Source organism: Caloramator mitchellensis, from assembly GCF_001440545.1.
Classification (GTDB): domain Bacteria; phylum Bacillota; class Clostridia; order Clostridiales; family Caloramatoraceae; genus Caloramator; species Caloramator mitchellensis.
The window spans coordinates 122,337-138,358 of record NZ_LKHP01000001.1; the positions used below are offsets into that span (position 1 = coordinate 122,337).

The 16,022-nt window shown below is 29.1% G+C and carries 20 protein-coding genes; 13 read left to right on the top strand and 7 right to left on the bottom strand.

Annotation, left to right across the window (positions count from 1 at the left end):
* Position 1: 1 nt before the first annotated feature.
* From ABG79_RS00595 to ABG79_RS00625, 7 genes are all read left to right on the top strand, one after another.
* Positions 2-376: a universal stress protein gene (locus ABG79_RS00595; protein ID WP_057976458.1), complete on the top strand. Its 375-nt coding sequence runs from the start codon at positions 2-4 to the stop codon at positions 374-376.
* Between the two features lie 176 nt (positions 377-552).
* Positions 553-966, top strand: coding sequence for a hypothetical protein (locus ABG79_RS00600; RefSeq protein ID WP_057976033.1), 414 nt, complete (start codon positions 553-555; stop codon positions 964-966).
* A gap of 73 nt (positions 967-1,039) precedes the next feature.
* Complete coding sequence (locus ABG79_RS00605) at positions 1,040-2,194, top strand: class I SAM-dependent methyltransferase (RefSeq protein ID WP_057976035.1); 1,155 nt, start codon at positions 1,040-1,042, stop codon at positions 2,192-2,194.
* Between the two features lie 176 nt (positions 2,195-2,370).
* Positions 2,371-3,417 carry a LiaI-LiaF-like domain-containing protein gene (locus tag ABG79_RS00610; RefSeq protein ID WP_057976037.1) on the top strand — a complete coding sequence of 349 codons (1,047 nt, stop codon included), beginning with the start codon at positions 2,371-2,373 and terminating at the stop codon, positions 3,415-3,417.
* Positions 3,418-3,422: 5 nt separating this feature from the next.
* A complete protein-coding gene (locus tag ABG79_RS00615; RefSeq protein ID WP_160318199.1) occupies positions 3,423-3,968 on the top strand; it encodes an RNA polymerase sigma factor in 546 nt (181 codons plus the stop codon).
* Complete coding sequence (locus tag ABG79_RS00620; protein ID WP_057976040.1) at positions 3,944-4,222, top strand: hypothetical protein; 279 nt, start codon at positions 3,944-3,946, stop codon at positions 4,220-4,222. Before ABG79_RS00615 ends, ABG79_RS00620 begins: the two co-directional genes overlap by 25 nt.
* 5 nt (positions 4,223-4,227) lie before the next feature.
* Entirely contained in the window at positions 4,228-4,713 is a 486-nt protein-coding gene (locus ABG79_RS00625) for a hypothetical protein (protein WP_057976042.1), read from the top strand.
* A gap of 78 nt (positions 4,714-4,791) precedes the next feature.
* On the opposite strand, the gene ABG79_RS00630 is transcribed toward ABG79_RS00625, so the two are convergent.
* Complete coding sequence (locus tag ABG79_RS00630; protein WP_057976045.1) at positions 4,792-5,451, bottom strand: HAD family hydrolase; 660 nt, start codon at positions 5,449-5,451, stop codon at positions 4,792-4,794.
* Between the two features lie 167 nt (positions 5,452-5,618).
* Here ABG79_RS00630 and ABG79_RS00635 point away from each other — a divergent pair, with 167 nt between their 5' ends.
* Positions 5,619-8,069 (top strand): FAD-dependent oxidoreductase, encoded by a 2,451-nt coding sequence (locus ABG79_RS00635; RefSeq protein ID WP_057976046.1) that lies wholly within the window; start codon positions 5,619-5,621, stop codon positions 8,067-8,069.
* A gap of 154 nt (positions 8,070-8,223) precedes the next feature.
* Here the strand turns inward: ABG79_RS00635 and ABG79_RS00640 are convergent, their stop codons facing one another.
* A complete protein-coding gene (locus tag ABG79_RS00640) occupies positions 8,224-9,048 on the bottom strand; it encodes an RMD1 family protein (RefSeq protein ID WP_057976048.1) in 825 nt (274 codons plus the stop codon).
* Positions 9,049-9,112: 64 nt separating this feature from the next.
* Positions 9,113-10,129, bottom strand: a complete 1,017-nt coding sequence (locus ABG79_RS00645) for an AI-2E family transporter (protein WP_057976050.1) — start codon at positions 10,127-10,129, stop codon at positions 9,113-9,115.
* 106 nt (positions 10,130-10,235) lie between these two features.
* Between ABG79_RS00645 and ABG79_RS00650 the strand changes: the two genes are divergently transcribed.
* A complete protein-coding gene (locus ABG79_RS00650) occupies positions 10,236-10,736 on the top strand; it encodes a thioredoxin family protein (RefSeq protein ID WP_057976053.1) in 501 nt (166 codons plus the stop codon).
* Here ABG79_RS00650 and ABG79_RS00655 read toward each other — a convergent pair.
* From ABG79_RS00655 to ABG79_RS00665, 3 genes are read right to left on the bottom strand one after another with little or no spacing between them, the layout of a single operon-like run.
* Positions 10,729-11,523, bottom strand: a complete 795-nt coding sequence (locus ABG79_RS00655; RefSeq protein ID WP_057976055.1) for a DUF2225 domain-containing protein — start codon at positions 11,521-11,523, stop codon at positions 10,729-10,731. The genes ABG79_RS00650 and ABG79_RS00655 overlap by 8 nt on opposite strands.
* Before the next feature lie 4 nt (positions 11,524-11,527).
* A complete protein-coding gene (locus ABG79_RS00660) occupies positions 11,528-11,794 on the bottom strand; it encodes an EscU/YscU/HrcU family type III secretion system export apparatus switch protein (protein WP_057976057.1) in 267 nt (88 codons plus the stop codon).
* Positions 11,791-12,954, bottom strand: a complete 1,164-nt coding sequence (locus ABG79_RS00665) for a hypothetical protein (RefSeq protein ID WP_057976059.1) — start codon at positions 12,952-12,954, stop codon at positions 11,791-11,793. Before ABG79_RS00665 ends, ABG79_RS00660 begins: the two co-directional genes overlap by 4 nt.
* 61 nt (positions 12,955-13,015) lie before the next feature.
* Here ABG79_RS00665 and ABG79_RS00670 point away from each other — a divergent pair, with 61 nt between their 5' ends.
* From ABG79_RS00670 to ABG79_RS00680, 3 genes are read left to right on the top strand one after another with little or no spacing between them, the layout of a single operon-like run.
* The gene (locus tag ABG79_RS00670) at positions 13,016-13,687 is read left to right on the top strand and encodes a metallophosphoesterase (protein WP_057976060.1); all 672 of its coding nucleotides are present in this window, start codon (positions 13,016-13,018) and stop codon (positions 13,685-13,687) included.
* A gap of 36 nt (positions 13,688-13,723) precedes the next feature.
* Positions 13,724-13,936, top strand: coding sequence for a heavy-metal-associated domain-containing protein (locus ABG79_RS00675; protein ID WP_057976062.1), 213 nt, complete (start codon positions 13,724-13,726; stop codon positions 13,934-13,936).
* A gap of 52 nt (positions 13,937-13,988) precedes the next feature.
* On the top strand, positions 13,989-14,897 hold the full coding sequence (locus ABG79_RS00680) for an AEC family transporter (protein ID WP_057976064.1): 909 nt from the start codon (positions 13,989-13,991) through the stop codon (positions 14,895-14,897).
* Here the strand turns inward: ABG79_RS00680 and ABG79_RS00685 are convergent.
* Positions 14,881-15,417, bottom strand: a complete 537-nt coding sequence (locus tag ABG79_RS00685) for a class IV adenylate cyclase (protein ID WP_057976066.1) — start codon at positions 15,415-15,417, stop codon at positions 14,881-14,883. The genes ABG79_RS00680 and ABG79_RS00685 overlap by 17 nt on opposite strands.
* Positions 15,418-15,498: 81 nt before the next feature.
* Here ABG79_RS00685 and ABG79_RS00690 point away from each other — a divergent pair, with 81 nt between their 5' ends.
* On the top strand, positions 15,499-15,990 hold the full coding sequence (locus ABG79_RS00690; RefSeq protein ID WP_057976067.1) for a hypothetical protein: 492 nt from the start codon (positions 15,499-15,501) through the stop codon (positions 15,988-15,990).
* Positions 15,991-16,022: the final 32 nt, after the last annotated feature.

A 16,022-nucleotide genomic window follows, 5' to 3' on the forward strand; every position in this document is an offset into this window, starting at 1 on the left:
TATGCAGCATATATTAGTTTGTGTTACTCAGCAAAAAACCTGCGAAAGACTTATTAAAAAGGGAGCTGAACTTAAGAAAGACTTTGGAGGAGAGTTATTCGTTATTCATGTAGCAAAGGATGGGGATAATTTTTTAGATAATCCTATGCAAAATGATGCGTTAGAATACCTTTTCGATATCTCTAAGGAATATGAAGCTTCGATGACTGTCTTGAGATCTAATAATGTAGTTGAAGCTATTGAAAAGTTTGCAAAAGAAAACGATATATCTCAGATTGTGTTAGGTGCAGCTCCAGGAGACGTAAAAGAAAACATTATACTGAAAGGACTGTATGAAAAACTTCCTAAGTGCGAATTCCATATAGTTAACAATTAATCAGTGGGTATTCCCACTGATTTTTTAATATGCTGTAAAAATAATGTATAATTTAAGATAATAAGTAAATAATAGTGCTAAAAGAATAAATTACATAAAAATTAGAATTGAAAAAATTTTCTGAATATAGTATTATCTTAGTAAGACCTATTATTAAAATAAATGAGGTGATTAACATGGTTCAAGTAATCACCGGCGAAAAAGGTGCCGGAAAGACAAAGAAACTCATTTCAATTGCAAATGAAATGATTTCAAGCACAAAGGGCCATATTGTTTATATCAGCAACAACATGGAGAACATCTTTGATTTGAATTCTCGTATTAGGCTTATTGATACCTCTCAGTTTCCCATATCTTCAATCGATTCATTTTTAGGTTTTGTTTATGGCATAATTTCAGAGGACTATGATATCGACACTATTTTCATCGATAACTTAAACAACATATTTAAAGATAATTTTGAGCTGGTGGAGGAGTTTATTAAGAATATTAAATTTGCTGAAGAAAAATACGGCATTAGTTTTATACTTGGTATTCGAGCACCTGAAAACAGAACATTTAATGTAGAAGCAGAATATTTAGCCGTTTAACATATATGGGGGGAGTTTCCCCCATTTTAGTTTTTTGTTATAATGTTATAAGATTTGTGCAAGAGGTGGTAAAATGAACAAGCAAGTTATAACTAAATTAGAGTTTTTTTTAAACAGTTTAATACAAAGAGTTGAAGAAAATATCGACTTTGTTAAGGGAGTAGAATTTATTTTTAAATCTGGAACAAAAGAATATAAAGGCATTTATAATTTTGATGAAGGAACTTTGTTTTTCAATGGGAACAAGCAAAAAATTAAGTTTGACCAGATAGCTGAAATAATTAAAAATGAAAGTCAAAAATATGAATCATTAGGATTTAAATTATTTGAAAGAGGAAAGACAACAATCATATTAGCGGATAATAAAGGAGTGAAACTCAAAAACGTAGATGAAGAGACAATCGCTGTGAGTGATGAACATGATACTGCAGCCCTTAATTTAAAAAGGGATTACTACATAAAAATTAATGAAGCAAGCGAGCTTCTTAAAGCTATAGGTATATTGACTAAAGATGGCAAATTAAAAAACGACATGATAAGAAAATATAATCAGATTGACCACTTTGTTGAGCTTATAGACGCATATTTGGATGAACTTGGTGAATTGGATACTATAAATGTATTGGATTGTGCTTGCGGCAAATCCTATTTAACTTTTGTATTAAATTATTATATCAAAGAAAAAAAGAAAAAGAATTGCTATTTTATTGGTATAGATACATCGGATATAGTTATTCAAAATTCAACAAAAATTGCAAAACAGTTAGGATATAGAAATATGGAATTTATCAAGGGGAATATTAAGGATTATATGCCTGAAAAAAGGATAGATATTGTTATAAGCCTTCACGCTTGTGACATTGCTACTGACCTAGCATTAGGAGCTGCAATACAATTTAATTCAAAGGCAATTTTTGCAGTTCCCTGCTGCCATAGAGAATTATTAGAACAGGTTAAGTTTGAGAATTTAAATGAAATTTTTAAACATGGTATCTTTAAGTCGAGATTTTCAGACCTTTTAACTGACGGAATAAGGGGATTATTGTTAGAGTCTGCAGGATACAAGGTATCCATTGTAGAATATATTTCTCCGCTTGAAACTCCTAAAAACTTGTTAATAAGGGCTATAAAAGTATCTGATAGAAATGTTAAGGCGATTGAAGAATACAAAAAACTCAAAAATTTATTCTCTATTCAGCCATACTTAGAACGATATTTAAATTTATAATATTATTTTGAATCCCATGAATGGTTTCAAAGGGCGTTATTAAAACAAATCAAATCCAAAGTGTATTTGTGAGTATAAATTAGCCCTAGAAATCATAACATGGGATTTTTTAAAAAGTCCGTGGGATAAGTATAAGTTATTGCGTCTATTATAGTAGAAGGAAAGGAGAGATGATTATGAGAAGAATTGGGACAATTTCATCAGCTATAGGATTTATATTTCTTGGAATTTGGATGATGCTTGAAAAAACAAATCCTCAAGTTGCAAATTCAGTATTTAAATTCTGGCCTGTATTGTTTATTATATTAGGAGCTGAAGTAATAGCCATTAATTCAAGAAAAATCGACGAAAAGATAGGCTTTAATCCATTAATTATTTTTGTAATTTTGATTTACTTGTTTGTTAACGGGTTTCAATTTGTTACTAACAATTTTTTTGCAGGGAAGTTTGATTTTAATCCCTTCGAATTAAATATAGAAAGCTCAAGGTATAAACAGATTGGATTTAACCAGACTTATAAATTGAACACAAAACATCTGATATTACATTCTAATAATTTGGCTATTAATGTTAAAAAGTCGTCAGATAATAATTTATCACTTGATGGCAGAGCATATTTTGATAAAAACACTTTTTATCATGAGTTTAAACCTACAATTGAAGAAAACAGTGGTGTAACAAATATTTATTTTAATAATAAAGATATTAGAAGGATAGAATTGCAAATTGAGATACCTGAAAATATTGATTTTGACATTATTTCTGATAATCTAAAATTAGAGGGAGATACCCAAGTAAACGAATATAAACTTGAAATTGACAATGGCAAGATAAATTTAAAAAACGCAAACAAACTTAATATAAATTGCAACAATATCGATATGGATGTTGTTAATATCAAGACGATTAATATTGATGGAGATAATGGAAATATAAATATAAAAGGAAGAACAGAGGTTTTAAATATTGACATAGATAATGCAAAACTAAATATAAATAATTATGATTTAAAAAATTTTAAAATAAATTTGGACAGTGGAGTAGTTAACTTGATAACTAATGAAAAAAATGTAGATGCAGATTTAACAATAAACAGTGGGGTATGCAAACTAAACAATGAAAACAGAGTTAATTCGGGAATAAAAAAGGTTTTGGGAACGGGTGCTAATAAATTAAAAATAGAAGTTAATAATGGGGTAATCAATTTTAAAAATGTGGAGTGATGCAGTTGGACGATAAAGAATTGATTGAAAGGATAAGGAATGGTGATGAAGATTGCTTTGTTGAATTTGTTAATAAGCATAAAAATAAATTAGTTATGTTCTGCTATACCTATACAAAGGATATAAATGAAGCTGAGGACCTTTCTCAAGAAGTGTTTATTAAATTTTACCAGAATTTAAGAAGTTTCAGATTTGAATGTTCCATATCCACATATTTATTCAGAATAGCAAGAAATCTAAGTATTGACTATATAAGGAGAAAAAGAATAAAGCAGGTATTTGGACTATTTGATGTATTGAAGGATGATTTTGATTACGATAAAACTGATGAAAGGATTTTTGTTAGAAAGTGCATTTTAGAACTTCCTGAAAATTTAAGAACTATCATCGTTTTGTATTATTATATAGGATTTAAAGAAAGTGAAATATCAAATATACTAAATATTTCACCCAAAGCTGTTGAGGGAAGAATATATAGGGCAAAACAAAAATTGAAGAAAGAGTTAGAAAAAGGGGAGGTTTTAATATGCAAAGAAGAGAGGATGAATTAGATTTATTTATAAAGAATTCCTTTGAAGACATCAAAATAAGCAATAATTACAATGCTAAGCTATTTGAAAAGTTAAATGGGCATAAAAATAATAAATCAATTAGCATACCAGGCGTTTGCTTTATTACTTCAGGCGTTTTGCTAATACTCATGAACTTAACTAATTATTACTACAGGTTTTTTGAATGGCAATATACAATTAATGCAGAACTTAATATTTTATTTCAAAACATAAATAAGTTGTTAGGAGTGTGAAAAATATGAGAAGAAATAGTTTGCTTACTTTTTTGTCAGCCTTGATTCCAGGTGTAGGATATATGTATTTAGGACTTGTAAGAAGAGGAATCCAATTCTTAATCTTATTCTTACTCGTTGAGCCTGTGTTTGATATGGTGGGTTTAGGATTTTTATCAACCATTGTTAAAGTTCCAATATGGTTCTACACATTCTTTGATACTTTCAATTTAGCTAATAAAATTGACAGGGGCGAAATTGTCCATGACAGCGACTTGTTTGGAAACGGAAACTTTAGAATTAATGAAAGTATAAGCAATTTGTTTAGCAATAAATTTTTAACATTAGTTGGATGGGGATTAATTCTAATAGGAATAATTGCAGTATTTAATAAAATGTTTTATGGATATGAATTGTATAATTTAATAAGGTCTTACATTAGCACATATTTCGTTCCGGTGCTGTTTATTGCAATTGGTGCTTATTTGCTGCTAAAAAATAAGAGATTATAAATTTGTAAATGCTGCTAAAAAATTAAGCCCCAAAGATATGGAATTATATCATGGGGCTTTTTAATCAAATATTTTAAATTATTTGCAGTATTTTGTTAAAATTGAATCATAGTCGTGAACAAGCTCATCTACATATTCCGCAAATTCTTCAGGCGTGCAGGTTCCATGTTCGTCAAATATTCCGGTTACCTTCATACCGGCTTTTTTTGCTCCTGTAGCACCTGAAATTGTATCTTCGAACACAAGACAATGCTGAGGTTCAACATTTAGCCTTCTTGCAGTTTCTAAAAAAACATCGGGTTCAGTTTTGGTTTTAGATACTTCGTCAGTTGTAACAATCACTTCAAAATATTTAAGTATTTCATTTCTAGTCAGAACAGATTCAACTAAATCCTTAGAATTACTTGTAGCAATTCCAATTTTATAGCCATTGTTTTTTAAATACTCAAGAAACTCCTTTACTCCTTTTTTAATTTCTATAACAGAGGAATAGTATTCTGATACCATCTCTGACCATTCAACCATTATTTCCTCTACAGAATCTTTAATTCCGAATTTTTCTTTGAAATATAGTGCTGTATCAACAAAGCTCAAACCCTCTATAGTTTTTTGCAACTCTTCAGGGGGTGTGATACCATGTTTTTTCAAAAACTCGATATCAACTTGTTTCCAAACCCATAAAGAATCGATTAAAGTTCCATCCAAATCAAATATAACTGCTTTAATATTTGCTAGCATATAAACACCTCGTTTTGAACATGATATATATTAAATTATACCAAATTAAAACAATAAAGCAAATTTGACAAAAAATTTACGAATACCCAGCATAGGTATATTGACATTGTCTGAAATTTATCATATTATTAATCTGTAAATTAATTTTTTAACAAGGAGATGAAAGCATGAGTAAGAAAGTTATTATTATAGGTGGAGTTGCAGGAGGAGCAAGTGCTGCAGCAAGACTTAGAAGACTTGATGAAAATATAGAAATAGTAATGTTTGAAAGAGGAGATTATATATCATTTGCAAACTGTGGCCTGCCTTATTATATAGGTGGAACTATAAGCGAAAGACAAAATTTATTAGTTCAAACCGAAGAAGGCATGGAAAAAAGATTTAATATTGATATTAGAGTTAGAAGTGAAGTTACCAAAATAGACAGGGCAAATAAAGAAGTAGAAGTTTTTTCGGAAGGTAAAACATATAGAGAAAAATATGATTATATAATATTATCCCCTGGGGCTGCACCATTTGTGCCACAAATACCGGGTGTAGATAAAAAGAACATTTTTACATTAAGAAATATGGCTGATGTAGATAGAATTAAGTCTTTTATAAATGAAAAATCGCCCAAAAAGGCTGTAGTAGTTGGTGGAGGATTCATTGGGGTTGAAGTGGCAGAAAATTTAAAGGACGCTGGTCTTGAGGTTACGCTGATAGAAGCAATGGACCAGATACTTGGACCGTTTGATATTGAAATGGCCAGGATTTTAGAAAAGGAAATGAATGACCATGGGGTAGACGTAATCACCTCAGATGGTGTAGAAAAATTTGAAGGAAATGAAAGATTAAACATTTCACTAAAAAGCGGTAAGAAAGTAGAAGCAGACTTGGTAATAATGGCTATAGGCGTTAGACCTGAAATAAAGCTGGCTAAGGAAGCTGGGCTTGAAATTGGTGAACGTGGAGGAATAAAAGTTGATGAATATCTAAGAACAAGCGACCCTAATATATATGCTGTTGGAGATGCAATCGAAGTTAAGGATTTGGTTACTGATTCAATGGCTTTAATCCCGCTTGCCGGACCTGCGAATAAGCAAGGAAGAATAGCAGCAGACAATATTTGTGGACGAAATGTTAAATTTGTGTCAGCACAGGGAACATCGATATTAAAGGTGTTTGATATGACTGCTGCAGCAACAGGAGCTAATGAAAAGATGTTAAAAAGAATGGGTATTCCATATTTAAAATCATATACCCATTCAGGCTCACATGCAGGATACTATCCAGGTGCATTTACTCTTACTATAAAATTATTATTCTCGCCAACAGACGGAAAAGTTTTGGGAGCCCAAGTCGTTGGAAGGGATGGAGTTGATAAAAGAATTGACGTATTAGCAACAGCAATAAGGCACGGCCTTACTGTATATGATTTAGAGGAATTAGAGCTTGCTTATGCTCCTCCCTATTCTTCTGCAAAGGACCCAGTCAATATGGCAGGATTTACAGCAGCAAATGTTCTAAGAGGAGATATGAAAATAGTTCACTGGGATGAACTTGAAAAATTAAATAAAGACGAATACTATATTTTAGATGTCAGAACAGATTTAGAGTTTGAAAATGGCTCGATTGCAGGTGCTATTAACATACCAGTTGATGAAATAAGAAACAGAATGAATGAAATCCCTAAGAATAAGAAAATAGTTGTTTACTGCAAGGTTGGGTTAAGAGGGTATATTGCCTACAGAATATTAGTTCAAAATGGTTTTGATGTTTACAATTTGAGCGGCGGATATGACATTTATCAAGCTTCAATAAAAAGATATGGTGAAGGAATCAAATTAAATGATGAAATGACAAGGATAGAAGAAAAGGAAGTTGCAACTGATATTGAAATTAAAAAGACTATTAAAGTGGATGCGTGTGGACTTCAATGTCCAGGACCAATTTTGAAGGTAAAAAATGAGATAGAAAAAATTAAAACTGGTGAAATACTCGAAGTCCATGTTACAGACCCAGCATTTTCAAACGATATAAAGGCTTGGTGTGGAAGAACAGGAAATATATTATTAAAAATTGACAGAACTGCTGGTTCTTATGTTGCTTATATTCAAAAAGGAAATTCCATGAGTCAAGTTGCGGTATCAACAACTTCTAATGTAAGACAGGGTAAAAATATACTTGTATTTAGTGGAGATTTAGATAAAGCAATTGCATCTTTTATTATTGCTAATGGTGCTGCAGCTATGGGAAGGCCTGTTACCATGTTCTTTACATTCTGGGGATTAAATGTATTAAGAAAAGATGTAGCACCAAAGGTAAACAAAAATTTTATTGAAAAAATGTTTGCAAAAATGATGCCACAGGGAAGCAAAAGGCTAAGCCTTTCAAGGATGAATATGGGTGGCCTAGGTGCAAAAATGATTAGAGGATTGATGGCAAAGAAAAATATAGCATCTTTAGAAGAGTTAATAGAACAGGCAAAGTATAATGGTGTTAGACTTGTAGCATGTTCTATGTCAATGGACCTTATGGGTATTAGAAAAGAAGAGTTGATTGATGGAGTAGAATTAGGTGGAGTAGCAACATTCCTTGCGGAAGCAGAAAATGCTGATACAAACTTATTCATATAAAATTAATAAACGTTGATTTGAATTTTTATTTGTAAGAAGTATAAGTCCCTATGAATGATTCTTTTAAAGAATCATTCATAGGGATAATTTTATTGTAACCACTCTAATTCAAGTGGATACCATGCTTATAGAGAAGATGTGCTACATCATAGAATTACTTTATAAATAGTTTCTCAATAAGTGATAGCAACAATTCAATCAAAATCAATATAATTATCATCCATTCAAGTTTGGTCCCGCGCTTTGATTGGGCTAAACTGGAAAATATTTCTGTAATATCGAGCAATAATTCTGTTTTATGCTTTATCTTATCGTATCTATCATTGAGCTCAAACAGCTCTGATAGTTCAGAATAGAATTTTTCGGCGTCTTCGTTTTCCCAGGCGATTTTGGGTTTATCAAGCAGCATTATGTAGGATATTGTGTTGTATTTAAATCTTAAAATTTTGCTGGACATTTTAGCAAGGTTTTCGTCGCTTAGATTTAATTTTCCTTTTTCAAGAAAATTAACTATATCTTCGATTTTGTCAAGCAATATATCAATATCCTCTTCAATTTTTTCTAGTGCTACTGATTTAGCAAGAATTGTTGCAATAATTGAAAAGTGATAGTCTTGAACTTTATTTAGTGTTACTGAATTATAGGTAATTTCAAGTTCTGAATTCGGACTAATGGACAGCTTAAAATCTTCCCTAATAGTTGTAGGAGGATTGTTTTTTAAGTTTTTATCTATTTTTTTAAGGTAATTTATTATATCCTGTGTTTCATGGAAGGCCATATTAATGCAAACCACACTTCCAAAACTGAATATATAAACATATCTGTCATCTGGCTTGCTTATAATGCCTTTTAAATTTTTTTCTCTAAGGATCAGAGGTTCTTCCCATTTAAACTTTTTATTAATCCCAAAATGGCCTGCAATTTCATTAAGATTTATTTCGCTGCTTATCATATAGGAGATAAATTCATAACTTGCCATAAAAACATCTCCTTTATTTTTATTTATTTATTTTTCCACATTAGAATAAATATAATACAATTCTTTAGGAGAAATCTACCTCAAGCAAATCTAATATAAATATAAAAAGTGGAATTCCAAGAAGTAACCCCCACACCCCTAAAAAGTGCTCCACAATAATTAAAACAATAAAAATAAAAAATGTAGGTAAATTAACTTTGTGTGACATCAGTTTAGGATACAGATAGTAACTTATAAATGCGTGAAAAATTATAATGAAAGATATTATTAAAATAATGTAATTTATTCCACCCACATCAAATGCAATAATTGAAAGAGGGACTACCGAAATTATCGTTCCTACCACCGGGATTAATGACAATATAAAAACTAAAACCCCAAGTCCAATAATATGGTTGAATTTTAGAAAATAAATAAAAACGATTGTTGCAATGCTATTGACTATTGCAACAACAAACTGAGATTGTAACACTTTGCCAAAAGAATCAATGAAGCTAGTAGATAAATTTTTGAAATATCCATATAACCAAGAAATTTTACTTTCTTTAAATTTCCTTACGAAACTCAAAACTTTATATTTTTCAAACATGAAAAACATGCTCAACACTAGAGCTGCTATAAAGTCAAAAGTAAAATGACCTATTTGACCCATTAGAACAAATACATGCTGAGTCCCTTCCAGAATATATTTTTTAATATCTATATGTTTTAATAAAAAGTTTATATATTCTGAACTTGAATAGTTTATTTTATCGTAATCAAAATTTTTTAATTCATCTAATATATCCAAAACCTGCTTTATCGTTATAGGTAAATATTTATATAATGAGTAAATAATCATAACAAAAATTATTAAATAAATAAAAACAGAAACTATAACATCATCAATATGAAAAATCTTTCTTATTTGTTTTGTTAAGGCTTTGTTAAGGCTGCTTATTAAAAAAGTAATTAAAAAAGTTAGAATAAATATATTTAAGAGATCCTTCATAATGTAAAACATAGTAAAAATGATAGCAAAAGCAAATAATTTCTTGAAATACTTGCTCTTTAATTTTTCATAAAGTTCTTTTGTATCCATAATATCTTCCCTTCTAAATTCTATAATAATATAAATATAATTAATATTTTATTTGATTGCAACATAATTTAATTTTATAATATATTTAGAAAGGGGGAGAAGCCAAATGGACTTTAAAAAGGGCGTTAAAATTGATGAATATTTGAATCAAGCTACTGAAGAACAAAAACAAATTTTAACTTATCATCAGGAGAAGATTATACTATCATCAGAAGCTGTAGATTACATAAAAAGTGTTAACAAACCAATAAATTTGGTAGTTTTCTCAGAAAATTATTGTCCAGATTGTGTTGTTACATTACCTTTTATTACTAAAATATGCGAATTGAATAGTAATTTAGATTATTATATTTTTAAAAGAGAAGGAAATGAGAATCTTTTAAATGAAATGGTTGGAGAAGCGAGAATTCCTACAATATTGTTTCTTAATGGAGATTTTAATCCATTATCGTTTTATATTGAATTTCCTGAACGTTTGAAGAGTAAGTTTATCGGGTTAAATGAAGACGAAAAGAAAAATATAATTAATGATTTTAGAAATGGACGTTATTATTCTATTATTGAAAAAGAAATAATTGAGCATATTAAATCAGCCTGTGCTAATTAGCATCAGGCTGAATTTTTCCTCTTAAAAAATCTTTTTGGTCACGTGCTAATTCTATAATTCTTGGTTTAGCATTACGGGAAACAATAACCTTTCCATACCACAATAAAGCTTCGCTTTCGTAACCTAATCTTCTTGCACATTCGCCAATTAGATACATTAAAGTATGCTGGTCCATATTGCATATAGGGAAAGGTTCTGTTTCAAATGCCTGCTTAAATCCTATATATGCTTGTTCTAAAAATTTTCTTTCGTTAATCTCGTCTTTTTTTAACCTATACATCCAGGATAATTTTAGGCAATTATATGCCTTTTCGCTATTTTTTGATTCTTTCACAATGCTATTCAATAAGGCATATTTATATCTTTCAATAGCATTTTCTAAATCATAAATATCCGGATATTGTTTATACTTAAATTTTGAAGTAATATTATCCAATATCAGCTTCTTCTGAGCTTGCTTAATTTTATCAAAATAGCTAATCATTGCGCCATATCCACACTTAGGGCAAATAATTACGTCATAGAAAAGAGGATTTATCTTATCGTAAAGTGGCATAAAATCAGTGTCAACCTTTATCAATCTAGCTTTACCTATTTTTACAGTTCTAGCTTTAAATTGGTTATCGCAAACCGGGCATATATATGTTTTATCGTACAACATATCTATTTGCGATTCTTCTTTTAAATTCTGAATTTTTTTATCATGCTCATTTCCGTTATGATATATTTGAATATCCTTCAGATTATCAAACCCTAGTTCTTCTAGTCCTTCAAATAACTCCGGCATATAATCATCCTTTCGAGTGGTTTTGTTTGCTATTTAGATTATAAATGAAAGCAAGAATCTCGGCAACCGTTTCATAAAGTTCAATTGGTATATTTTGACCTATAGATATTTTTGATAGTTCTTCTACCAACGGTTTATTATTAATTATTGGAACTTTTGACTCTGATGCAATATTAATTATTTTTTCAGCAATTTCCCCAAACCCAATTGCTGTTATTACTGGTGCTTTGTCTCCTTTTTCATATTTAAGAGCAACTGCCTTTTTTCTCATACAATCACATCCAAACTACTGAATTTATTGTCATTAAAAAATTTGTTCAATTTCAAAGTATACTCTTCGTTAATCAATTCATCTACTGAAAGTTTTACAGGAATTTTCATCTTTTTCTTCAAACTTATCTCGAGCAAGTATAAATTATCCTTTAATAAAGGCAGGTAATCCTTTGTTACTTTTAAGTCAACTGTGAATATGCGGTTATTTTTCAATATATATGCTTCTATTTTACCAATATTAGAAGTTTCAACAGATAAAAATAATTTTGCATATTCATTCTTTTCTATTTTATTTTTTTTTACAACAATTGAATTTTTAAATAGCTGGTCATTAATTTTTTCATTAAAAAAATAAAAATTATAATTCATATTTATATCTTTTATTATATCCTTAATCAAAATAATGTTTTTTAATTTATCATGCAACTCTATAGGTAAATTTTCTTTATCTGTATCCAAAAGGTCATTTAAACTTAATATTTTTTTATTTACCCCATTCAATTTACTTGCCATTTCAATAAAATCATTTATGTTGTTTTCATATAAAAAATTATATAAATTTATAATATTATCAACATTTATTTCAGAGTGATTTTGAAGTAAAAAGACAAATTGAGAAGGTTTAGTTGAACTTATTTTATTTAATATATCAGATGCTAACTTGTTAAACGTCTCTTCATGTGGTATATTTTCATTGAAGTAGTTTTTTAGTATTTGTATTAGAGTTTCTTTATCAGTTTTATTTAGTATATTTATGAATCTTATATTTTTATATATTCTCAAAATATTTTCATCTGTAGCAGGTATATTATATAGTAGAAGATAATTTATTATTTCTTTGCCTGTATCTAAAGGAACATTCAGTTTTAACAATATGCTGTCAAGGGCATCGATATCAAAAGTATTCTCAATGCCTAATACCCTTAAAATAAGGCTGTTGTTATCAATTTTTTCTACAATAAATTTTGTAAATTTGTTTTTTTCAATGGCATTTTCATTTAATAAATTTACTGGAATAGTAGTTCCATTGTAAAGTTTAATAAAATTATTGCCTTGTTCATCGGTAACAATTTTGCCATATATTGAACTACCTTCAATAATATTATATTTGCTGGGGATTAAATCTTTAATATGATAAGAAATATTTCTTATTTGCATAACAATCACCTATTAATTTATCGGAATAAAATATAAAATGTATAGGACAGGATGTGAATTTATGGCCATTTATGCACTATCTGATTTGCATCTATCATTTGCTTCGGATAAACCCATGAATGTTTTTGGAGAAATGTGGGAAGAACATTTTTTAAAAATACAAGAGAATTGGAATAGTAAAATAGAGGAAGATGATTTGGTATTGATAGCAGGTGATATATCATGGGCTTTAAAATTAGATGAGGCTTTGCCTGATTTAGAGTTTATACATAATTTAAGAGGTAAAAAAGTTTTAATAAAGGGTAATCATGACTATTGGTGGACTTCTATCACAAAACTAAATTCATTGTATGACGATATGTATTTCATTCAAAACACATCATACACATTTGAAAATTACTCAATTTGTGGGACGAGAGGATGGATTAATATTGATGATAAGGAAGAAAAGGATGTTAAAATCTATAACAGAGAATTAATTAGACTCAAGCTTTCTTTGGAGTCTGCAAAAGAGAGCAAAAAAATTGTAATGATGCATTATCCTCCAATTACGAAAATTAGTAAAGCACAAGAGTTTATAGATGTTCTTAAGGAAAATAATGTAGAAAAAATAATTTATGGACATATTCATTATGATGCTAGACATATTTGTTTTAATGGTATTTATGAAGGGATTGAATTCATATGTTCTTCTGCTGATATAATTAATTTTGACCCTATTAGGATAATTTGAGCCATTCTGCAAAAAATAAAAACAGGAGGGGTCAAAATGAAGGAGTTAAAAATTAAAGTTCCTTCAATGCATGATGAAGCTTCAGCTAAAAAAATAGCAAGCATCATTGAAGGAATAAGAGGCATTGAGGATGTAAATGTAGATTTCCAAAGTGGTTTAGTTGATGTATTTTATGATGAAAATCAAGTGTTAGATGAGAAAATTAAATATGTAGTTTCAAAAAATGGATATGAAGTAAGAAACGTATAAAATATCCCCTTTGGGGATATTTTAATGAAAATAATATTTGTGGAGGTTTTAAATGAATACTCAAAAGATATTTACCCAGGTTTTAGTTTTGTTCTTCATAATAGTTGTTGGATTTTTTATAAGAAAAAAAGGTATTATCGATAAAAAAATGAATAAAGGTCTAACTGAATTAATTTTAAATGTAACATTACCATTTATGATTATTGCATCCTTTAATTTTCCATTTTCAAAGGACATGCTCCTAAATGCGGGAAAGTTATTGTTGATTTCAGCTTTAGTCCACCTTTCTTTAGTTTTTGCAAGCAAATATATTTTTATAAAATATCCAAAGGAAGTAAAAAGCGTTTTAAGATTTTCAATGATTTTTTCAAATTGTGGTTTTATGGGTTACCCTGTAGTTGAAAGCGTATATGGGAAAGAAGGAGTATTTTATACAGCTATATTTAATATTTCATTCAATATTCTTATTTGGACAGTTGGAGTTATGCTGTTTAGTCCAGAAAAAGAGGACAAGAACTATAAAAAAGCATTGATAAATCCTGGAATTCTATCTGTATTAATTGGATTATTAGTGTTTATGCTCTCGATCAATATTCCCGAGCCTTTATATAAAACTTTAGAAATGGTAGGTTCAACTACAACTCCCTTATCTATGATAATAATTGGTTCGATGCTAGCAGATGTAAACGTAAAAGAAATTTTTGGAAGCTCAACTACTTATGTAATTACTTTTGTAAGATTGATAGCAATTCCTATTGTTACTTATTTGATTCTTAAATTTTTAGGTTATAGTGGCATTTTTCTAGGAATACCTGTATTGATTATGGCAATGCCAGCTGCTGCAAACACAGCACTTTTTGCAGAGCGATATAACGCTGATACAAATTTAGCATCAAGATGTGTTTTTGTAACAACTCTTATGTCAACATTTACTATACCATTGATCATGTTATTGCTGTAAATCCTTTTTCTTTTTTTATTTCATCAAGACTTTTTGAAGTTACATTTAGAGGTGATATTTCGAGTAATTTTATTAACTTTATAATTGATTCTTTTTCACCTTCTATTTCAATATAAGGATGAGGGTATTCTTCTTTATTCCAAGTATCGAATTCAATTAATGCGTTTTGCAATAAATAGCTTTCTCTATATTTAAAGGCTTTTTTGGTTTGTTTAAGGCCTAATTCTGTTAAAAATTTTATTCCATCTTCAATAGAGTTAATTTCAAGATTAGTTTCAACAGTTGAACGAACCTCATCCTTGCTAATTATTTTTTTTATCGTGATTTGGATATTTTGACTTAAGTCGATTAGACTAGTGGTTTTCCTTATCCTAATGTAGCCTTCTTTATTACCAGTTGGTAAATCGAAAAAATAATTTTCTTGCTCTTCCATCTTAACTAACTTGGCATTAAGATTCATCAGCTTTTGTTTTATTTTTTCAACATCTACATCAATAACCTTAACTTCTATTTCTGTCATTATCATCACTCCATTTTTTTACTTTATATAATTAAGATTATATTGTAAAATATATTTTAAGACAATATTAGGGGGGATAGAATGGATAAGTTTTATGAACAACTATTAACAACATCAAAAAACTCGTCATATAAAACATTACATTTTATTATGATTTTTTCTATTATTTTTGCAACTTTTTATTTATTTTTAACCATTTTAACCTTCAGCGGTTTGTATCTTGTTTCAGCAGTTTTAGTTGCAATCTTAAGCTATGTTTTTAAAGTATTAAGAGACAAGCAATATAAGGAGTTTGAATACATTTTTACCAATGGCAATCTACAAATAGATGTTATTTATAATAAATCAAAAAGAAAAACTTTGTTTGATGAAGAAGTAAAGAACTTTGAGGCATTTAACAAATTAAGCGAATTGAAAATATCTAATAATGTGGAAAGAATTAAGTGTATTCCTTTCGATTATAAAGGTGAAACTTATGCAGTTTTAACGTTAGGGGGAAGGAGGGCAATATTGATTGCTCCAGATGATGAGATGTTGAAACTGATTAATATGTATAATATTAGAAGAAGATGAATTATTTATTAGGTAGCATAATTTTAAGGGGG